Raw genomic sequence first — 19,283 nt, forward strand, 5'->3', positions numbered from 1 at the left:
TATTGAGGTGATGGTATGAAAAAAAAGGAGGACCAGGACCAAAAAAACCCCTTTGAATCTCGTTCCATCTCGCTTTTTACCACCGAGCGAATGGAGGACTATGCCGCATTATCCCTGGTACTGATCATTATTATTCTGTTGCTGGTATTGCAATAAAAGTTTTGTAGCTGTGGCAAAAATAGCCCTTCAAAAAACTGCAGATAACCCAAAGGAAATAGAACACAGATTAAACGGAGATAGGGATTCTCATGGATTTTAAATTTTATTAAAATCCGTGAGAATCTGTGTAAATCCGTAAAATCCGTGTTCTATTATTTTGGTAATAGGGATAATACCAGCGAAGCTTAAACCAGGGGCAATTGTTAGACAATTAATAATTAATGAATACTTCCATGTGGTCGCCCCTATAAAGGTACCGCAAACATTTTAACGTTAAAATGTTTGCGGTACCTTTATTAAGCCAACGGTTTGAATTTTTACAATATTTTAACATATTTTCGACAATATTTTCCAATAAATTCGAGACTTAATATTTTATAATTAACATATAAGATTAGAGGTAATCTATAATTTAAATAAAAAAATACCTGCTAATCTAGTTTGATAATGAAGTGGGGTGATTAATTAAATATATTAATAAGTTGTTTAACACTCCATAAAACGATAATAACTACGAGGTTAAAGGCTGGGAGCATCCTGTAAAATTCTATTTTACTAAAAACACGGGAGGCGTAAAAATGAAAAAATTATTGGCTGTTTTATGTCTGTTAGGATTACTATTGTTATCATCTGTACCTGCATTCGCAGGCACAGATACTGGTAAAGATGCCGAAGGTATTTTAACAAATTACCTGAATGCAATTGTTAATCAGAATGTTGATGAAATACTTACTTTAGTTATAGATGAGCGCTATTCGTCCGATGGTTCTCAAAAAGAAGAGTATACCCATTTTCTTGAAGAAAAGAAGCTAATTGATTACAAAATTAAAAAAATGTCCCAAGAGTCACCGACTCAAATAAATTTCGAGACAATTTTAACATTTGATAACGGAAGCATTGAAAGAGTACCCATTGTACTTAAAAATGATAAATCCTGGAAAGTTTTTATTAACGAAAAATCATTAGAAAAAAACTATGAAGTTATTCAAGAAGGGAATCAAAAAATAGTAACTAAGCCGCAAGAAATTTCACCACAAGCAACTACATTAGTATCTTGGAGTTTTACTAACCGAGGGGGTGGTGCCGTTTTCTATTCAAATAATTCATTCAATATTAGCGGATCAACCGCAACATTAGCAAGCGTAACCCAAACACACGATTATGTAAACTTAGGTTGGCCTGTTGGAATTACCTATGCCATTGTTAAAAAAGGAATTCTTGGAGATTCTATGTGGGGGCAAAGATATCTTAGTGGAAGCATATCAAATCCAGTAAGTGTAAATGTATCGGGATCCGGCAGTTATACAGGTGCACAAGTAAGATTCACAACTGATATAGGTAATACAAGCAGTATGGGATACAGGGGATCTGGATCTCTCACCCAGTAACGGGATCCAGAAGTTATATAGAAGCACAAATAAGATTCATACTGATGGATAATATAAGCAGTATGGGATCAAGGGATTCGGATATCTTACTATGAGTAATTAAACCTTACACTCTAATATGTAAGAATAGAAAGTTCTGATTTATATGGAACTGACACCGTTTTTTTAAATTGGTGTCAGTTCTGTTTTGAGTTGAATCGACGTGATGAGTGGTGGATTTCGACAGGTGAAACTGTACATTGCAAATTATTCTATTGAAGTTAAAGAATGTATTTTTTCCCGTCGATAGACACTTAAGATTAGGCCAACAATCGTTGAATAAAAGATTAATTGTACCCCACCATAACTTATAAATGGTAGTGGTATACCAACGTAAGGTAAAAGACCAATAGACATTAACATGTTTATAAGGAGGGAGATTAAGAATATTGTAAAACCACCAATAACAATAAATTTCCCATAATGATGACGTGTTTTAATCGCAACCTGAACCATACGAACAGTGAAAAATAACAAAATTCCCGTTAATAATAGACCACCTCCCCATCCAAAAAAATAAGTAATATAAGGTAAAATAAGATCTGTATGTGCTTCTGGTAATCTAACTTGTTCATGAATATTTCCTTGACCTAACCAACCTGCTTTTGCTATCATCTCTCTTGAGATAGAACTATGATAGGCGAATGTATTCTTATATTGTTCAGGATGTAAGAAGGCTAAAAGTCTTTCCTGTTGGTATGGTGATGAGAGGAAAAATAATACTGTCGATAAAATAAGTCCAAATGCTGAAGTGCTCCATGTGAATTGCCGTCGTTGGCCACTGTTTATCTTCTCTATATTTATTAGAACAAGAATGGTAATGAAATAAATAATCGAATATAAATAATATCCGTTCCATAAATAGAGTAACATGGGAAGCCAAAACAATAAGTGAAGTATAATTATATGGTATTTATTCCTATGTTGTAGAATGCTTGACCATGAAATATAAAACAGTAGTAGCGAAAACATATAATCAATCTTAATGTATCCGATATGCCACATCTTTTTTCCTTGAAAATCCAAGCCAATCATTCCAATCCAAAGCATCATCACTACTGAACTTATATAAAGAAAAAAACCTAACTTTTCTAGCTTTCGATAATCATAAAACATTAAACTGATAATAATAATCATTGCTATAAGACTGAATATTACCTTCTTCATAAACAATCCTTCAAATATAAAAGATAAGGTATACATTGGAACTAAGCTAATACCTATAATGGTAGTAACTAGAAAAATGAGTGCCCAGTCAATCCTCGGGCGATGTAGCTGGTTCATCTCTTTTCCGAATGTAATAGGATTCCCCATTTGATTGATTGTTTTTTTATCTGCTTCTTCTTTAGTGAGTCCATCTCTTTGATACGATTGGCTACGACTTTCGATATGATTAATGATCTCATACTCAACTAAGTCTTGAGCTTCTTTTGATTTTATTTGTGCTTTAACTTTGTCAATAAAAGATTGTAGTAGAGGATGTTTTTCGTTCATTATGCAGGCCCTCCTTCAAACCTCACCCTGGATATCAATGCAATTTTTTCTTTTTTATTCGCCAGCGAAACAATCCATCTTCCTTTAGATGTTAGTGAATAATATTTACAATTTTTATTATTAATTTTTTTCCACTCGGAACAAAGAATACCCTTGTTCTCAAGTCGATGTAGGAACGTATATAAACCACATTCCTGTTCTTTAAAGGTGCAATCACCTTTTTCTTGTAGAACATTGAGGATTTCAAAACCTGTCATAAACCGCCCGTGGAGTGTATGCAATAGAAGTAAAATAATCCCATCCCGATTTAGTTTCTCTTTTTTCGTTTTGATTGTTTCATTAACTGCTTTGCGCCTATCTTCAGAGAAAACAAAATTTTTAAATACATTGTTATTTAAATTCTCTTTTAATCCATTTAGCCTATGTTCCATTTTTAATCCTCCTGGTATAAGATCTCTTTTAGTAATTGTCTTGCTCGTTTTAAACGTGTTTTCACTGTATTTTCATTTACCTTGAGTGCTTGGCTAATTTCTTTTATTGAAAAATCTTCATAATAATATAAGTAAATGACTTCTCTATATTTGATTTTAAGCTGAAATACTGCTTCAACTAACTCCTCATCCTCATCTTTTTTAATAACTTCTTCGTCCACTTGATGGTTCGAAAATAAAAGTAGTTCAGTTATTTTGTCGTTAACGGTAACTTTACGATGGTGCCAGCTTTTCAAATAATCTTTACAATGATTACTAGCAATCCGATAAAGCCATGTTTTTACGTTTGCTTGCTGTTTGAAAGAATCTAAATGCCTAAAACACTTGATAAAAATCTCCTGAGCTAAGTCTTCGGCTTGAGATAGGTCTTTAACATATGTATAGGCCAATTGAAGTATGTCTTTTCCATATTGAATCATTATAAAATCAAGTGTTTCTTCTTTTTCTTTATCCGTTTCATATGTAATAAGTAAACCTGTTTCCTCCACGCTTCATCACCCCTTTTTGCATTCATACAATTAGACGACCCTCAAAGTCAGATGGTTTTATTGACCCCCGGAAAAGATGCACACATAAAGGAGTAAGATAAAATGAGCGAACAAAAGGATATCAAAACGAAAATAAACGGTGACAGCCAAGCACAAAGCTAGTTTAGTCCTGGACATTATCAAAGGCAATACCACTGTCGCCCAGGCAGCAAGGGACTATGATTTAACCATCATTGGGGTAGCCGATGCCATGGCCGGGATGGAAAATCAACTGAAGGCAAGACCCAAGGATATAGCTCCAACAGTACGAATCAGAGATTAAAGAATTACGGTCGAAAGTTGGGGAGTTGGTGCTGCAAAATGATGTTCTAAAAAAGCTCTCCCGCCTACCGGGATCTGGGTCCAACGAATAAAGAGCTTGCGGGCGGTATACCAGAAAAAGGGCATTCTTATTCTTACAACTAAGATCTGCAAATGGCTAAAATCTCCCGCCGTACTTTTTACTACAGGTCTGTCCGTAAGCCAAAGAAAGCGGATGAAGCTCTAACCGAGCAAATCCGTCAGTTAATTCAAGCCTTTTCTACCTGCGGCTATCGCCGTTTGATAGTATTTAGAAGAAATCTTCTAAATGAAGGGTTGGCAGGTCAGAAAGAGCCTCTGAGGGACCTCGAGTAAAATCGAAGCGTTCATCCAGTCCGTTTAGAAACCGTCGCTGGGCTACAGATATGGCCATGATTTGGTGTGGGAAAGACCATGGTATCATATTGCCATCATCATTGACTGTGCCAGCCGGGAGATATAGGGAATGCCAAAGAAGCTCATGCCACTTAGAAAGAAACTCTTATTCAACGCTTTGGCCATGTGGGGTCATGTGCCAATCACTGGTCTTCGTAGTGAGTACATATGGTAGTTATGAGCCATCTTCGGACTTTAGGGAATAAAGAGGTGGAAGAGGAATTAATAAATGAGTATGATTTGATCCCTCAAAATGCCTAATTCAACGGAAGCAAATCATCGTTTTATTAAAAATCTTGAATCAATATTAATAAGTGTTAAATATAAAGCTAATAACTTCAAAGAAACAAATGAATGCTTAATCTTAGAAAACATGATTGGAGATATTTTAACGAAGAGATGTTAGTGATGGAGGAAAAATTATAAGATATAAAAAGGAGAAATTGTTGCAACTTTGCAATATGCTGGGGAAAAAGCAAATAATAATTGGATGTACAGTTTTTTTATAAATTTGGGCAGCATTGTGCTTAAGCCCGGGAAATGCCATCCTGAGAACCGTCAAAGGAAGAAGTTAACAGTACCACCAGGGTGCCTGCGTAGATTCCGTCATCATCATAAACCGGCGCAATTTCACAGGCTAGACCCGAAGCAGGGAGTTCCGATCTTTTAATTTCTCCCGAATCAATTTGATTATAGATCAGTCCTGCCAACTCCTGATCCACTACCTCGATGCTGGTTCCCTTATTGATATTTCCCAGATAACATTTGGCCATTAGGTTAACAAAGGAGATCTCGTGGTTTTTATCTACGTAAAGAATCCCTTGGGGAAGCATGTCAATCAATTTGTCCAGTACCTTAAAACTGGCGCCTTCTTCATTGGCGAAAACCCGGATAACCGTTAGAGATCCCAAAATCCGATTCTTTTTGATGATGGGGGAATGGATTGCCTTTAACAGCTTATCCTTAAATCTTAAAGTAATGGTCGAAGATTTTTCCTTATTATCTGCTTGGTAATTGCCAAGAATTTCTTTTAGTTGTACATTTCTTAAATTGTTTTTTCTATCGGCGAAAAGAATATGGGCCGCCTCATTGGCAAAAATAATTCTTCCTGAGTTGTTGGCCAGAATAACCCCTTCATTAATCTGATTAAAAATAGCAAAATCAATATTTTCAAAGTAAGTTTTAGAGCTGTTTACCCCCCAAAACTCAACCAGCAACTGGTAGAGACAGGCGTACAGGGCAAATACCAGCACCAAAATGGTGATAGCCCGGTAGGTTTCAAAATTATTTTCTTTGGTAAAAAAATACACCTTCCAGGGAGCCTGGTCAATCTGAGCAGCCGTTATATTATAGCGGGTATTGTTAAAATAAAAATCCTCCTGCTGATTGCTGAAGGCAGCCAGGGTTTCCTTGGGAAAGGGCCACAGAACAGGGTAGTTTCCCCGGTCAAAGACGGCAATTTCATAATGATCATCTAAAAACTCCTGGGTCATTTCCTTTTGGTACCGGTCAATACGGAAACTGATGGCCAAGACCCGATCCAGCGAACCCCTTGCGTCCTTAAGAGGCACCACAAGGCTGGTCACATAATAGTGAGTGAGGGAATCCAAATAAATATCCGATATCCAGATTTGATTGGTTTTTTGTTGTAAAACCTGCCGGGCCAACTGCTCAATAAAGTCGTTTTCTTTAATTCCGGAAGCAGAATCAAGAATACCGCCCTGGTTGGCCAAATACACATTGATAATGCGATCGTCATAGGAAGAGATGGCCTCCAGGGTCTGCCGATCACTGCCTTCTTCGATTTTCCTGGCCCCGTTGCTGGATACCGCCTTTAACTCTTCAAGAAACAGGTTGGTTTTATTGATGGCGACTTTCTGCAAGCTGCCCTGGTATTCGTCTAAAATATTTTTGGTGTGCCGGAACTCCATAATGCCAAACAAGATAAAGATGCTGATAAAAAAAATCAGCACAAACATCACAAAAATGTTTTTAGAGGGAGACTGTCTCATATAAAACCCTCCAGGATTCTTTCTAGCACATTAAATAAGTCCTTTTTTCACGGCCGTGGTAAGGGCCTCTTCAACGGAAGAAACGTTCAGTTTGGCCAGAATGTCCCTTAGCCTTCGGCGAAAGGTAGAGAGGCTGATAAAAAGACTGCCGGCAATCTCCTTTTGGTTTTTTCCACTGGCCAGGAGCTGCAGAATATGAAGGTCGGTCTCCGACAGTCCGGGATCGGCTAAATTCAGCAGCGTATTGGTGCTAAGACCCGGATAAAGATAGGTTCCACCCCGATGCGTCATGAGCACGGCGGCCCGGATCTCCTCAAAAAAGGCGTATTTGGGAACAAAACCTTTGATGCCGCATTCCATGGCCTTTTTAATAAAGATGGCATCATCATAAGTAGTCAGAGCCACATGCTTAATATGAGGATATTTCTCTTTGATCTTCCCGGCCAACTCAATCCCATCGCCGTCGGGAAGTCCGATATCCAGCAGGATGACATCAATATCCTTGGTTAATATGTCCAGGGCCTCTCGGCAGGAACCGGCCTCTGCAACCACGGCCATATTTTCCTCAAGCTCCAAAAGCTTTTTTAAGCCTTCCCGAAAAACATTATGGTCTTCAATCAACATGATCCTGATTTTTTTCATCATCCTGGCCTCCTGGTATTGGGACCGTTAACATAACGGAAAATCCCGAATCATTGGATGCAAAAACAACGTTTCCCCCAATTAAATGAGCCCGTTCCTTCATGCCCCACAAGCCGTTGCCTACGGCAAACTCTTCTCCGGCACCGCCATTATCGACAACCTCAATCTTTAACTGATCCTTGTCCACTGTAAAAACAATGTCTACTTCACTGGCCTTGGCGTGCTTGGCGATATTGGTCAAGCTCTCCTGAATAATACGGTAAATAATAATTTGATCCTTTTTTTTAATCCTGAGGGCCCGGTCCTGATAAAAAATATAGACCTTAATATTATTTAACTCTTCAAAGGTGGCAATATAGGATTCCAGAGCCGAAATTAAGCCCACTTTATCAATGAGATAGGGGTGAATGTCGTTCATGATCCCCCGCATTTCAATGGCGGCATTTTGACAGTGGCTGCGGAGATTCATCAGGCTGTCCAGCAATTCGGGTTTTAATCCGCTATTTTTATTTAAGCGCAAAATATAATCCAGAGAATGAATGATGGTAGACATATACCGGCCAATCCAATCGTGAATTTCAATGGAAATCCTCTTTCTTTCCTTTTCCAGGGTATCCAATAAAAGGGGTTTTTCCTTTTGCCTATGGGCTAAATTGGCCACCAGCATAACGCCGGACAAGCGATTAAATAAAAACAACGGAATGTAATCAATCACCATTTCAATAGTACGCCCGTCCCGGTTAAAGGACACCTGTTGACCAAGGAAACTCTTTTCCCGGACCCTGGCGTGCAAAAGGGGTTGAGTAATCCCTTGTAATTTAGGGAACAACGAGGGAAACTCTTGGACGTTTTTTTGCAGCACGCTTTCAGGCAAAATATCAAATAATTCCTGGGCCGCCCTGTTGATATGGCGGACAACCCCCTTGCGATCCATAAAGATGGAAGCGCTTTGAATTTGTTCGGATAACCGGCTCAAATACAACCTTTGCACTAGAATCGGCTTAAACAGGGTATAGAAAAGCCAAGGCATTAACAGCAAAAGCATCAGCAAAATAAATAAAGCCAATAGGATTCTTTCGTTCATTTGCAGGATGGTATTTTTAATGGAATCATCCATATTACGACTGGTGGTAACGGTAATCATATTTAATTTTTTTTCTATTTCCTGAGTAAATTGCTGGTTGCGCAGATGAATATATTTTAAGTCTTCCTGGGTGTAAGATTTTGCCTGAATCAATGGAATGGCTTCTTTTTCCATAAAGGAAATGTAGGATTTGTTTAATTCAATGAGCTCCGTCATGTTTTGTTTATAAAAGGAATTTAAAGAATCGTTCAATTCAAGTTCCTTTTGGAGGGCCAGGGAACTATATTTTTGGAATTCATCCAAGTAATGCTGGTCTGAATATAAAATATAATCTTGTGCATGATCCATCATCTCAGAAATACAGGAAGACAAATCATTTAAATGGGAATATTTTGTATTGTTTAGTTCTATATCATGAATCTGCTGGGAAGTTTTTAATAAATAATGGAACAGCAGGACAGAGGCTAAAACAAAAAGGAGCATTATTGCAATCATTGCTTTTAATAAATTTTTATTCATTAATAGGTTTCTCCAAAAAAATTGAGATTTTTTATAAATCCTATAACAACATAATTATATAAAAGACAATAACATATACACATTCGACATGAATTTTAAATTTCCTTTATCTTGCATAAGCAATTAAGCTTTTAGTCCATTTTAATGGATGTAATAGCAATGACAACCAATTGGTCGTTAAAATGACACAAAAATAATCAGGGAAATGACACTTTTATGTCATTTCCCTGATAGGTAAGTTTCAGATGATTCTTAACTCGTTGACCAGTTTGGATCAAAATATTAAGATCAACTTGATACTAAATGTACAATCATTTTACTCAAGACCAAACGCACAAAAAGCTGGAGGTGTGCCGGATGGAAGCCAATACCTGTTTTGTTGCCCTTGAAAAAAAAGAAAAATTAGTAAAATGGTACGGCTGGATTGTAATTTTGTTCATTTGTATGACACCCCTGGTCATTGTGCTGCTGCCCAAATTAATGATTAATGTGAACCGCATTCATTCGTTATTAAAAAATTCCATCGTTCCGGAAACCGCGGTCTTAGAAGGGCAGGTGACGCATTATTGCTGGAACCGTGTCAATGATGGCGGGTTGGTTTCCATCGAAGGGGAGATGACCGTAACTTCTAAAGAAAATAAAACCGTTCAATGTCTTTATAAAAAATATGTAGGGCCCAATTGGCAGCAAATTCCGGATTTTTTACCCTCGCATCAACTTTATCTCACAGGTTCCTTTCAGGATGACGGTGTTTTTCAAATTGCCAGCGCCAGGAATTTATCCACCCAACAGATGTATACCACGAAACCGGTGGTTTCTGTGTACTAATCCTTTAAATCATGGGGAAGGAGGTTTGTGTTCTTCTTAGGAGGGGATTCTCTAAAATTTGTTAAAATAACTGGAGGTGTTCAATTTGGCACAAACTCAAATCGGCCAGGCCCAAAGTGAAAGTCTGAGCGCCCAGATTACCAAAGCCATTCCCGGCCTGATTCTTGTTGTTTTGGTTGCCATTTCCGCCACCTGGGCGGAAGGGTTGATTAAAGAAAATTTTAAGAAAATTTATGAAATTGCTCACCTTAATTATGTTTTACTAGCCATTATTTTTGGTATGATTATTCGCAACACAGTGGGGGTTCCTTCCGTGGTGGAACCCGGTTTAAAATACTCAACCATTTTAACGAAAACCGGTATTGTTGTGATGGGTACCAAGTATACCTTGGCTTCCTTGGCTAAGGTGGGTACTACCAGCATGATCTTTATCACGGTAACCCTGTTCGGCACGGTCGCTTTAATGTTCTGGCTACGCAAGCGTTTTACCATGAGCGACTCCCTGGCTGGCTGCCTGGCTTCCGGCTTCGCCGTTTGCGGTGTTTCCGCTTGTGTGGCCACCGGTCCTGCCGTAAAAGCAAAGGGCCAGGAAATGTGCTACACCATTGCCACCATTTTAATCTTTGGTTTACTGGCTTTATTCACCTTCCCCATGCTGGGTCATTTGTTTGGCTTAACTGAAAATCAGTTTGGCGCATGGGTTGGCGTAGGGATTGTAAACTCCGCCCAAGTTCTGGCGGCCGGTATGGCCTACGGCCAGGATGCCGGTTTGATGGCGGGTATTTATAACATGGGACGTGTAGTGTTACTTCCCTTTGTGGTTCTCTATGTTGTTATGATGGTGCTGAAAAACGACAGTAAAGCAGCCGGAGAAATTAACAAGAGCCAATTTATCATGGACAAGTTTCCGGTATTTATTGTGGCCTTCCTAGTGGCCGTTCTGGCCAATACCATGGGCATGTTTAGTAAGGAAGAAGTGGAAATGGCCAACAAATTCATGATCTGGGCCTTTACCCTGGGTTTTGCCAGCATCGGCTTAACCACCAAGTTCTCCGATATGAAAGATGCGGGCAAAGACGGAATTATTCTGGGCTTTATCGTTGGCCTGGCCAAAGCAGCCTTTGCCCTTATTGTGGTTAAATTCTTCCTTCCCTTATAATCCATTTTAATATTAACGGGAGGTGTCCGGCATGACCGAGAAAGACCAATGTGCTGTTGAAGAAAGCAGAGCAGCGGACCGTAAGGTTAGAAAACAGGATTATATGGTGATTAGTCTTGGACTGATATTATTAGTACTGGCTAAAATAATGGCATAACGTGAAAAATAGATTTGGCAGGACCGGGTGAAAATAAGCCCATCCTGCCAAATTATTTTAGAATTAGGAGAGATCCTTATGTATAATAACATTTTAATCGCTATACAGGGTGAAGAGGGGCCGCAATTTTTGCAGAAAGCCTTGGAACTAATTCATCCGGCCCAGGGAACCATCACCATACTGCATATTAAAGAAACGGGCTTAACCCATTATGGTTATGTAGACCAACTGGCCAGTTCCATCAGCAAAGAACAATTTATTGATTATATTCATGAACTGGCGGAAAATCAGCAAAAGAAAATACAAGAACAGATAATAGAGCAAGGGGACCGATGGAATCTAAATTTTGCATGGAGGGTGAGGGAGGGGAGCCCGGCCCAAGAGCTTCGTAAAGAGGTGGCAGCGTTAAACTATGATCTGCTGATTCTTGGGACAAAACCCAAGGCTCCCGGCAACACCTCCAGCAAAGTGAAGGAGGCCATGCTGAAGGTTTTTGACGGGTCAATTTTAATTATTAAATAATGTAGTGACAACTTAAAGGGGATAAATTTTAAAATACGCATATTTTCCCTTGCTTTCAGCGTTGAGTGTGCTAGAATATTCACATCAAATACTTAACGGTGGAACGAGGGTATGGTTATGAAACGAATCATTCATCATCCCATGTTGTTCCAATTCCTGCAATATCTTATGAAGGCAATTCCCTGCCTTTTGCTCTTTATCTTGTTTTATTGCATCGCGCACTTGTATAGTCATGAAAATGCCCTGGTTTTAATCCCGCTGGGAGCCAGTTTTATTGTACTTTATACTTTTTGCGGAGAGCTGGAAAACGAACAAGCCAACCGGGAGCAAAACTCCCATGAGAATGAATAAATTTTTTTACAAACCACCCAACCGGTGGTTTCATTGTTTTTATAATTTCTTGGTAATTTTATAGGGAATATTGAAGTAAACAAAGAAATGATAAAGACAGGGTACATTTTTATTAAATCAGAATATCCGGAGAGAACGATCCTGATGGACAAATACCTTGATACTAAAAAAAGAACCACTCGAGTCTTTATTACTCTGATAACCGCCATCACCGGAGGAATTGCATTCAAGTTGCTGCATCTGCCGATTCCCTGGCTGCTGGGACCCATGATTGCCGTTTTAATTGGCTCCAAAGTGTTTAAAGGGTATTATGAGTGGCCGGGCCAGGCCAGAAACGCAGGAATGATTATCGTCGGCTATACCATTGGGCTGTCCATGACATCCGCAGCCCTGCAGGAAATATCCCGTCAATTGCCCATCATTTTGCTGATGACGCTGCTTCTTTTGCTTATGTGCACGGGCATTGCTTTTGTTGTATCCAGGCTGTCGGGAAGTGATTATAAGACGGTGCTGATGGGAAGCATCCCCGGAGGCATGACGCAGATGATTGTCCTGGCGGAAGAAACCGAGGGCATTGACATCACGGTGGTGACTGTTCTTCAGGTAATCCGGCTGATGATGATCATCATTTGTATTCCTTTGCTCATTTTCAACCCCTTTTTTGGACAACAGCACCATGCCGCTGCGGATACCTCCATGGTCTCCGGTTTCTTGCTTAACTGGGGCGATTTGTTTCCCAACCTGTTTATTTTTGCCCTGGTTTGTATCCTGTGCGCCTGGCTAGGGAATAAAATCAAATTACCCACTGCTTTCCTGCTGGGACCGGCCATTGGTACGGCCATCCTGCAAATATACGGGCTGAACGGGCCGGCGCTGCCATCCCCGTTGATTAACGGGGCCCAATTGCTGATCGGTACTTACATCAGTTTATTGTTGAAACCGGATCAATTAACCCGCAAGTTTCGGACCATCTCCCTGGCCATAGGGAGTGGTTTGGTGCTGATTTTAGGCTCTTGGGGATTCAGCCTGCTGCTAACCCAATTCCAGCCCGTATCGGCATCCACCAGCTTATTAAGCCTCTCTCCCGGGGGCATGGATCAAATGGGCATTATCGCCCATGAAGTTCACGCCGATCTTTCGATGGTGGCCGGCTATCAATTGTTCCGCATGTTTTTCATTTTTTTTGTTGTGCCCCCTTTGTTAAGGATGATCATTCAATATGACTTAAAAAAACGGAGAAAACCGGCCAGGGAATAATAAGCCTGAGATGCGAAGCCGGTTTTTCGGATGGTTAATCAAAAGGGGGAAAAGTTCAATGAGGAGGGGGCAGCCTGTGAGAAAAAGAATTACAATCATTACGGATGAGTCTGGTCCTGCCGTAGAGGCGGTAGACATGGCCATGAAGCTTGCCCGGTCCCAGGAGCTGCCCGTTAGCGTTGTTTTTATCCTGGATGAAGGGATGAGGTATTTACTGGGCGACGAGTGGATGAGTACCGCGGAAGCGCGGACCAGCTTTTTTCAATGGCTTGAAAAGGAACAAAAGGATCAGATCCAACAGACAATGACCTGCTATACTCAAAAGGCCACGGAACAAGGAATTGAAATAACAGCTAAGGTTCTGGTAGGCAAGCCGGAGCGAATTATCATTGAAACGGGAAATCATCCGGAAACCGCCTTTATGGTGATACCCAATCCCCATGCTAAAACCTCCCGTTTAGCGGGATTCCAATATAATCTTCACTCCATGGCCAAAAAGGTGCGTTGTCCGCTCCTTATTGGACCTGCTTAAAAAGATATTTCAAAAATAGTGTTACAACAACATACCTATGATCTCAAATACGTCAATGGTGCGAATAATCCCTACGGGTTTACCCTTTTCTAAAACCGGTAAGGAATTTACTTTCTTGGCCAGGAATAAATCAATCACTTTATACAGGTCATCCTCTATATCCACAAAGGCAATTTTGGCGGCCCTCATAACGCCCTTTACCGGCATACTGGCTCCGGAATCGTTTACAGAATAAATCCACAGGTAGTGATCCGGCAGATCATGCTTGGTTAAAACTGCCTTTAATATATTGCGAAGGGTGACGATGCCAACCAGTTCACCCGTTTTATTCGTGACCAGCAGGGAACGGTGACCCACTAAGCCGCCTCTTTCATCCCTGTGAAAGGATTTTTTTAATTGATCAATGGCTTCCCCTACCAAAGCTTGTTCAGGAATAACGGAATACTCGGAAACGGGAATCATAATTTCTCGAATAGAGATCATTTTAACCATCACCTTTACGGTTGTGCAGTGATCAAAGATTCTACAGCCGGTAATTCAGGCAGCTTAAAATGACGAAGAACTGTCTTTTCCTTGGCCTGGTAAAAAGAGCAGTCTGTAAGAATCACGTTAACCTCTGTAACAAGAATATATTTCACATCTAAAGAAGCTTCCTTTTTTACAGCACTTTCCGTTCTCGCGATTACTTTCTGCGCCACTTCGTTGAGGGAACTTTTCACCGGACAGTCCTCGTTTAGACGGCAATCCCTGCATTTGGTGCTTCGATCCATGGGAATCCTCCTCTATTTAATTTTTATTAAAGATCCGGTAGGGCAAAGTTCCCCTACCGGATCTGTTTATCTAATGTCCGGAACTCTCCGCATACCGGGTATCCACCCTTTGGCCCCGCTTGTAGCGGGCAATATACCCGAGAATCATGACCACACCGGCAACCGCCCCGGCATAAAGGGCAATGGTAGCCGTAGTATCCAATGCATGGGTGACCCCGGATGAAAAATTAGTCATGTGCAGATTGTTCAAATAAGTTGGAATGGCAAAGGCTCTGCTGACGGCAGACATACCGATTACAACAGCCATGACCAGCTTAATTTGCAGTTCTGAAACCATTTTGGTGGCATTGGCTCCGATGTTCAGCCCCAGCAGGGAACCCAGGTAAAGCAGCAGAACCAAGCGAATGTCCACAAAACCGTTTAAAGCATACTGAAAAGCACCGGAAGCCCCGGAAAAGATAGCCAGAAACAGTTCTGTGCCGGCAGCAACCGTTGTGGGGATGCCCAGGATATAGATCATGGCGGGAACCCCAATGAAACCGCCCACGCCTACCGTACCGGCCAGCCATCCGGTAGCCAGTCCGATGAGGGCGATAAACCAGAGGGATACGCGAACATTGGCCACCTTAAAATAAATCATCGGAGGGATATTTAACTTTGAAATCTTCTCCGACAGACAGGAAGATTTAGCCGCCTTCTTTTTCTGATCCGTCCTGAAAATATCTCTTAAAATAAAGACGGCCAGCCCCGACAGTAAAATTACAAAAACCACACTGATATAAAGGTTCGATCCTTCCTTGCCCATATGATCCAGGATATACTCATTTAAAAATACGGCCAGATTAACGCCAAGTAAAAGGAATGCAATCATGCAAATACCCAGCTTGGCATCTACGTTGCCCATCTTAGAATGTTTTCTTGCTCCAACCATGGCCTTGCCAAACTTATGGGCGAGGTTTGAACTGACTGCGGCAATGCCCGGAACTCCCAGAGACATCATGCCGGGCGTCATGATAAAGGCGCCTCCGCTGCCAATAAAACCGCTTAACATGCCGCCCAGAAATCCCAGTCCGGCGATTGATAAGGCTGTCTCCGGAGTGATATCGACAAATTTCATGACTTCTCCTACCAAATTAACCGCTTCACCAGCCATCGTTAAGCCCCCTTTCTAGTGACTGCTTTCCAGTCCAAGTAAACCCAGCAAATAAGACACGGCTGTACCGTACAGAAAGGCGATGCCGATGACGGTGCCCAATAGGCATAGAGCCGGAACAAAAGCCTTACTTAAAAAGTACTGATTTAATTGCTCGATGTTCATGAAAACGGTAAGGTACGCGCAAACGGCTAAGGCCAGAAAAATCAAAGTCTTAACCAGACCGGGTTTCGATGTATCTTTCATAAGCAATCTCTCCTTTGTAAATTAACGAACAAGGTGCTTAAAAAAAATTCTTCCCTCCTTTATTTGTGAATTTGCTCTTTATATAGCAATAAACGTGCCAATGTCCTAATCCCTTGATTTATAAGGCCTAATTAAGAAAATAAAAAAGGAAGTGTAGCAAATGAGACACTTCCTTTTTTATGAGATAAAGAGAGTAATATAGCTTTTAATTAAGAATTGCCCGTTATTTTAAGAAAAATAAAGAATATTTAAAGATGCATCTTTTCCTACATTTATCTGTAGTATATAATTCAATTTAAGAATTAGCTTACAAAAGAGAAGGGGATTTTTCTTGAAAAATAAAAAAATATTATTATTTTTTAAGCAAAAAAGTCTGACTAATCAGATAGTTATTATTATCGCAGCCATTATGATTGTTCCTTTGGTAGCATTAATATATGATATCTTTTTTGCCTCCCAGACCGAGAGGGTGATCTTCCTGGAGAAAGAGCAGCGTTTGAAGGCATTGGTCCAAAGCACCAATGAAGAATTTACCAAAAGGCTGGAATCTTTAGGGGTAAGTCCCGGAGATATCTCCTCAACCGTACTTCATAATGAGTTTACTCAGGTGGTGGAACCACACGTTCCTGCCAACTCCGGTATTCGCTTTGGGCTCTATGTACCCCGGACAGAGAAGATTAGCGTTTTGGGTTTTCTGCATAATTATCGTAACCTTTCTCCTGCAGAGGAAGCCAAGCGGGAAAAAGAGATTTTTGCCAATACTAAACCCGGCTTGATAGCGGCCGAAATGAGCCGGGAGTCCAGCTTTCGCATTTCAGGTTCCTGGGATGATCAGGTTCTGGAATATATTTCCCCGGTTACTTTGGAAGGAAAAGTCGTTGCCGTCATGTGGGCGGGAGACCGGCTGAATCCTTTCTTCTCTCAGAGCATTTTAGCGCGAAAATTACTTCGTTACTTCACCTTGGCGGTATTGGCATTGGTTATGGTCGCCACCCTTTTGACCATCCGAAATGTTACCACCGGCGTTAACCGCTTAAAACAGGGTCTTCAGCAGATGGAAGGGGATATCCACCGGTTATTGCCGGATATGTCCGGTGAACTGGGCCAAATAGCCCAGGCAGTAAACCGGATGGCCAGGGGGTTAGTGGAGAAGGAACGGCTGGAAGATCAGCTTCGGCACTCGGAGCAGTTCATCGCCCTTGGGCGTTTGGCCACTGGAGTGGCCCATGAATTGCGAAACCCTATCGGCATTATTAAAACCTTAGTTGAGTTAATGAAGCAGGACTATTCCCAGGTTAGCGGAATTGATGAATTTACCAAGGCCATTGATGAACAGGTAGACCGGCAAAACATGGTAATCCAGGAACTTCTGGATTTTGGTCGTCCTACCACCGTTTCCGTCAAAGAATGCTCGGTTAATCAATTAATTAAAGGAGTACTTTCATTCTCTGCTGCCATGTTAAGAAAACAGCATGTACGGGTTCGCCTGCAGCTTGATAATGCACTACCCCTGATTTTAGGGGATACGGAAAAACTCAAGCAGATATTTGTTAATCTTATTGTTAATGCTGCGGAAGCTATGCCCTTTGGAGGAGAATTGGTAATCAAGACAGCAACATTAAAAGATGCGGTGACCATTGCCTTTACAGATACCGGTACAGGTATCTCCAAGGAGGAAAAATCCAAAATATTTAACCCCTATTATACGACCAAAAAAACAGGTACCGGGCTGGGACTTTCTATCTCCTTGCAAAGCATCATGCTGCATGGCGGAAAAATTGAGGTGGAAAGCGTTCCAGGGGAAGGGAGTACCTTTACTGTCCAGTTACCTATAGCGCAAGGTTCTAAAGATAGGAGTGATAACATTGATACCACGGATACTGGTGATTGACGATGAAGAAAGGATGTGCTGGGCCCTGGAAAGAGCACTAAGTCATGAAGGCTATCAAGTGCTTACGGCCACCTGGGGACAGCAGGGGATTAACCTGGCTCAGGAAGCAGAACCTTCCATGGTCATATTGGATTTAAAGATGCCGGACATTGACGGCATTGAGGTATTAAAAAGAATTAAGGGCATTCATCCGGATATTCCCGTCATCATGATTACGGCTCACGGAACCATTGAAACCGCCATTGAGGCCATGAAGATCGGAGCCACCGACTATATTACCAAGCCCTTTAAACTGGACGAGCTAAAAGTTCAGGTGAAGCAAGCCCTGCATCTTTCCAATCTGGAAACCCAGGTTCATTTTTTGCGTCAGGAATTGAGCGAAAAATATGGCAAAATGATCGGGCAGAGTGAATCCATGAAAGAAGTGTCCCTATTAATCCACCAGGTGGCTAAAACCAACGCCACCGTTCTGGTTACCGGGGAAAGTGGGACCGGTAAGGAAGTGGCTGCTGTTGAAATACACAAAGCCAGTAACCGGGCGGATAAGCCCTTTGTGGCCGTAAACTGTGCCGCTTTGCCGGAACAACTTTTAGAAAGCGAACTTTTCGGTCATGAAAAGGGGGCTTTTACCGGCGCCTCCGGTAAAAAGAAAGGCCGTTTTGAGATTGCGGATAAAGGAACCCTTTTCCTGGATGAAATTGGGGAAATGCCCATCAGCATGCAGGTAAAGCTGCTGCGGGTTTTACAGGAAAGATGTTTTGAAAGGCTGGGTGGTACCGAAACCATCCAAGTGGATGTACGGGTTATCGCCGCCACCAACTCGGAATTATCCTCTGCCATTACCAAAGGAACCTTCCGGGAAGATCTGTATTACCGGCTGAATGTCATGCGCATCAGCCTGCCGCCCCTGCGATCCCGCAAGGAAGACATCCCTCTATTGGTTAACCACTTTCTGGGTAAGTTTGACCCTTCCCGTACCAAAAAGATTTCCCCTGAAGCCATGAAGATTCTAACGCGCTACAACTGGCCCGGCAATATACGGGAACTGCAAAATGCCATTGAAAGGGCCATGATTGTTTGCCAGAGTACAGAAATTCAGCCGGTTCATCTGCCCAGAGAATTATTAGATGCACTGAAAGAAAACACAACGCCTATCTTGAATCTTCCGGAGAACGGTTTCTCTCTGGAAGAACTGGAGAAATATCTGATCATAAAGGCTTTGGAAAAGCATAACTACAATCAGACAAGGGCCGCCAAATACCTAGGCATTTCACGTCCTACGCTGCTTTACCGCATGCAAAAGTACGGTATCAAATTATAAGCGGCTTCTGAGAGGTTAGAGGAGGGAGGGGAGGCATTAAGAGGG

General features: G+C 41.3%; 23 protein-coding genes. 12 read left to right on the forward strand and 11 right to left on the reverse strand.

The features are described from left to right. The first annotated feature begins 15 nt into the window (after positions 1-15). Entirely contained in the window at positions 16-156 is a 141-nt protein-coding gene (locus DESRU_RS20850; protein ID WP_013842029.1) for a hypothetical protein, read from the forward strand. A 581-nt stretch (positions 157-737) separates the two neighbouring features. Beyond that, a complete protein-coding gene (locus DESRU_RS10205) occupies positions 738-1,547 on the forward strand; it encodes a hypothetical protein (RefSeq protein WP_013842030.1) in 810 nt (269 codons plus the stop codon). Positions 1,548-1,793: 246 nt separating this feature from the next. Here the strand turns inward: DESRU_RS10205 and DESRU_RS10210 are convergent, their stop codons facing one another. From DESRU_RS10210 to DESRU_RS10220, 3 genes are read right to left on the reverse strand one after another with little or no spacing between them, the layout of a single operon-like run. Beyond that, positions 1,794-3,080: an FtsW/RodA/SpoVE family cell cycle protein gene (locus DESRU_RS10210; RefSeq protein ID WP_013842031.1), complete on the reverse strand. Its 1,287-nt coding sequence runs from the start codon at positions 3,078-3,080 to the stop codon at positions 1,794-1,796. Beyond that, positions 3,080-3,511 carry a helix-turn-helix transcriptional regulator gene (locus DESRU_RS10215; RefSeq protein ID WP_013842032.1) on the reverse strand — a complete coding sequence of 144 codons (432 nt, stop codon included), beginning with the start codon at positions 3,509-3,511 and terminating at the stop codon, positions 3,080-3,082. Before DESRU_RS10215 ends, DESRU_RS10210 begins: the two co-directional genes overlap by 1 nt. A 2-nt stretch (positions 3,512-3,513) precedes the next feature. Continuing rightward, positions 3,514-4,059 carry a sigma-70 family RNA polymerase sigma factor gene (locus DESRU_RS10220; protein ID WP_013842033.1) on the reverse strand — a complete coding sequence of 182 codons (546 nt, stop codon included), beginning with the start codon at positions 4,057-4,059 and terminating at the stop codon, positions 3,514-3,516. Positions 4,060-4,198: 139 nt separating this feature from the next. Between DESRU_RS10220 and DESRU_RS10225 the strand changes: the two genes are divergently transcribed. Beyond that, positions 4,199-4,381 carry a hypothetical protein gene (locus tag DESRU_RS10225; protein WP_207635936.1) on the forward strand — a complete coding sequence of 61 codons (183 nt, stop codon included), beginning with the start codon at positions 4,199-4,201 and terminating at the stop codon, positions 4,379-4,381. A 288-nt stretch (positions 4,382-4,669) separates the two neighbouring features. On the opposite strand, the gene DESRU_RS21475 is transcribed toward DESRU_RS10225, so the two are convergent. The 4 genes from DESRU_RS21475 to DESRU_RS10240 all read right to left on the reverse strand — a co-directional run bounded on the left by DESRU_RS21475 (position 4,670) and on the right by DESRU_RS10240 (position 9,051). After that, positions 4,670-4,792, reverse strand: a complete 123-nt coding sequence (locus DESRU_RS21475; protein WP_274376984.1) for a hypothetical protein — start codon at positions 4,790-4,792, stop codon at positions 4,670-4,672. 529 nt (positions 4,793-5,321) lie between these two features. After that, positions 5,322-6,806, reverse strand: coding sequence for a PDC sensor domain-containing protein (locus tag DESRU_RS10230; protein ID WP_013842034.1), 1,485 nt, complete (start codon positions 6,804-6,806; stop codon positions 5,322-5,324). A gap of 30 nt (positions 6,807-6,836) precedes the next feature. Further along, positions 6,837-7,448, reverse strand: coding sequence for a response regulator (locus DESRU_RS10235; protein ID WP_041275373.1), 612 nt, complete (start codon positions 7,446-7,448; stop codon positions 6,837-6,839). Continuing rightward, positions 7,420-9,051 (reverse strand): ATP-binding protein, encoded by a 1,632-nt coding sequence (locus DESRU_RS10240; protein ID WP_013842036.1) that lies wholly within the window; start codon positions 9,049-9,051, stop codon positions 7,420-7,422. Before DESRU_RS10240 ends, DESRU_RS10235 begins: the two co-directional genes overlap by 29 nt. Positions 9,052-9,408: 357 nt before the next feature. On the opposite strand from DESRU_RS10240, the gene DESRU_RS10245 reads away from it, so the two are divergent. The 7 genes from DESRU_RS10245 (at position 9,409) to DESRU_RS10270 (ending at position 13,857) form a co-directional block, all read left to right on the forward strand. Further along, complete coding sequence (locus DESRU_RS10245) at positions 9,409-9,879, forward strand: hypothetical protein (RefSeq protein WP_013842037.1); 471 nt, start codon at positions 9,409-9,411, stop codon at positions 9,877-9,879. A 76-nt stretch (positions 9,880-9,955) separates the two neighbouring features. Then, complete coding sequence (locus DESRU_RS10250; protein WP_238446269.1) at positions 9,956-11,038, forward strand: YeiH family protein; 1,083 nt, start codon at positions 9,956-9,958, stop codon at positions 11,036-11,038. 31 nt (positions 11,039-11,069) lie between these two features. Further along, positions 11,070-11,195, forward strand: coding sequence for a hypothetical protein (locus tag DESRU_RS21480; RefSeq protein WP_013842039.1), 126 nt, complete (start codon positions 11,070-11,072; stop codon positions 11,193-11,195). 78 nt (positions 11,196-11,273) lie between these two features. Beyond that, the gene (locus tag DESRU_RS10255) at positions 11,274-11,717 is read left to right on the forward strand and encodes a universal stress protein (protein WP_013842040.1); all 444 of its coding nucleotides are present in this window, start codon (positions 11,274-11,276) and stop codon (positions 11,715-11,717) included. A gap of 117 nt (positions 11,718-11,834) precedes the next feature. Further along, the gene (locus DESRU_RS10260) at positions 11,835-12,068 is read left to right on the forward strand and encodes a hypothetical protein (RefSeq protein WP_013842041.1); all 234 of its coding nucleotides are present in this window, start codon (positions 11,835-11,837) and stop codon (positions 12,066-12,068) included. Between the two features lie 144 nt (positions 12,069-12,212). Next, entirely contained in the window at positions 12,213-13,325 is a 1,113-nt protein-coding gene (locus tag DESRU_RS10265) for an AbrB family transcriptional regulator (RefSeq protein WP_013842042.1), read from the forward strand. Positions 13,326-13,401: 76 nt separating this feature from the next. Then, entirely contained in the window at positions 13,402-13,857 is a 456-nt protein-coding gene (locus DESRU_RS10270) for a universal stress protein (protein WP_013842043.1), read from the forward strand. Positions 13,858-13,878: 21 nt separating this feature from the next. On the opposite strand, the gene DESRU_RS10275 is transcribed toward DESRU_RS10270, so the two are convergent. From DESRU_RS10275 to DESRU_RS10290, 4 genes are all read right to left on the reverse strand, one after another. Further along, positions 13,879-14,349, reverse strand: a complete 471-nt coding sequence (locus DESRU_RS10275) for a CBS domain-containing protein (RefSeq protein ID WP_238446270.1) — start codon at positions 14,347-14,349, stop codon at positions 13,879-13,881. Positions 14,350-14,354: 5 nt separating this feature from the next. Next, positions 14,355-14,627 (reverse strand): hypothetical protein, encoded by a 273-nt coding sequence (locus tag DESRU_RS10280; RefSeq protein ID WP_013842045.1) that lies wholly within the window; start codon positions 14,625-14,627, stop codon positions 14,355-14,357. Between the two features lie 70 nt (positions 14,628-14,697). Beyond that, the gene (locus DESRU_RS10285; RefSeq protein ID WP_013842046.1) at positions 14,698-15,780 is read right to left on the reverse strand and encodes a sulfite exporter TauE/SafE family protein; all 1,083 of its coding nucleotides are present in this window, start codon (positions 15,778-15,780) and stop codon (positions 14,698-14,700) included. A gap of 15 nt (positions 15,781-15,795) precedes the next feature. Next, a complete protein-coding gene (locus tag DESRU_RS10290) occupies positions 15,796-16,026 on the reverse strand; it encodes a hypothetical protein (RefSeq protein ID WP_013842047.1) in 231 nt (76 codons plus the stop codon). Between the two features lie 331 nt (positions 16,027-16,357). On the opposite strand from DESRU_RS10290, the gene DESRU_RS10295 reads away from it, so the two are divergent. Both DESRU_RS10295 and DESRU_RS10300 read left to right on the forward strand, forming a co-directional pair. Beyond that, on the forward strand, positions 16,358-17,917 hold the full coding sequence (locus tag DESRU_RS10295) for a sensor histidine kinase (protein WP_013842048.1): 1,560 nt from the start codon (positions 16,358-16,360) through the stop codon (positions 17,915-17,917). After that, complete coding sequence (locus DESRU_RS10300) at positions 17,892-19,238, forward strand: sigma-54-dependent transcriptional regulator (RefSeq protein WP_013842049.1); 1,347 nt, start codon at positions 17,892-17,894, stop codon at positions 19,236-19,238. The genes DESRU_RS10295 and DESRU_RS10300 overlap by 26 nt, the downstream gene beginning before the upstream one ends. Positions 19,239-19,283 lie beyond the last annotated feature (45 nt).

The sequence above is a fragment of the Desulforamulus ruminis DSM 2154 genome (assembly GCF_000215085.1).
GTDB classification, from domain to species: domain Bacteria; phylum Bacillota; class Desulfotomaculia; order Desulfotomaculales; family Desulfotomaculaceae; genus Desulfotomaculum; species Desulfotomaculum ruminis.

Bases quoted from the DNA above. Each gene is read 5' to 3' on its own strand.
- DESRU_RS10285 (WP_013842046.1), bottom strand. From the start codon at position 15,780: ATGGCTGGTGAAGCGGTTAATTTGGTAGGAGAAGTCATGAAATTTGTC.
- DESRU_RS21475 (WP_274376984.1), bottom strand. From the start codon at position 4,792: ATGGCCATATCTGTAGCCCAGCGACGGTTTCTAAACGGACTGGATGAA.
- DESRU_RS10205 (WP_013842030.1), top strand. From the start codon at position 738: ATGAAAAAATTATTGGCTGTTTTATGTCTGTTAGGATTACTATTGTTA.
- DESRU_RS10235 (WP_041275373.1), bottom strand. From the start codon at position 7,448: ATGAAAAAAATCAGGATCATGTTGATTGAAGACCATAATGTTTTTCGG.
- DESRU_RS10280 (WP_013842045.1), bottom strand. From the start codon at position 14,627: ATGGATCGAAGCACCAAATGCAGGGATTGCCGTCTAAACGAGGACTGT.
- DESRU_RS10230 (WP_013842034.1), bottom strand. From the start codon at position 6,806: ATGAGACAGTCTCCCTCTAAAAACATTTTTGTGATGTTTGTGCTGATT.
- DESRU_RS10265 (WP_013842042.1), top strand. From the start codon at position 12,213: ATGGACAAATACCTTGATACTAAAAAAAGAACCACTCGAGTCTTTATT.
- DESRU_RS21480 (WP_013842039.1), top strand. From the start codon at position 11,070: ATGACCGAGAAAGACCAATGTGCTGTTGAAGAAAGCAGAGCAGCGGAC.
- DESRU_RS10215 (WP_013842032.1), bottom strand. From the start codon at position 3,511: ATGGAACATAGGCTAAATGGATTAAAAGAGAATTTAAATAACAATGTA.
- DESRU_RS10255 (WP_013842040.1), top strand. From the start codon at position 11,274: ATGTATAATAACATTTTAATCGCTATACAGGGTGAAGAGGGGCCGCAA.
- DESRU_RS10245 (WP_013842037.1), top strand. From the start codon at position 9,409: ATGGAAGCCAATACCTGTTTTGTTGCCCTTGAAAAAAAAGAAAAATTA.
- DESRU_RS10275 (WP_238446270.1), bottom strand. From the start codon at position 14,349: ATGGTTAAAATGATCTCTATTCGAGAAATTATGATTCCCGTTTCCGAG.
- DESRU_RS10210 (WP_013842031.1), bottom strand. From the start codon at position 3,080: ATGAACGAAAAACATCCTCTACTACAATCTTTTATTGACAAAGTTAAA.
- DESRU_RS10240 (WP_013842036.1), bottom strand. From the start codon at position 9,051: ATGAATAAAAATTTATTAAAAGCAATGATTGCAATAATGCTCCTTTTT.
- DESRU_RS20850 (WP_013842029.1), top strand. From the start codon at position 16: ATGAAAAAAAAGGAGGACCAGGACCAAAAAAACCCCTTTGAATCTCGT.
- DESRU_RS10260 (WP_013842041.1), top strand. From the start codon at position 11,835: ATGAAACGAATCATTCATCATCCCATGTTGTTCCAATTCCTGCAATAT.
- DESRU_RS10290 (WP_013842047.1), bottom strand. From the start codon at position 16,026: ATGAAAGATACATCGAAACCCGGTCTGGTTAAGACTTTGATTTTTCTG.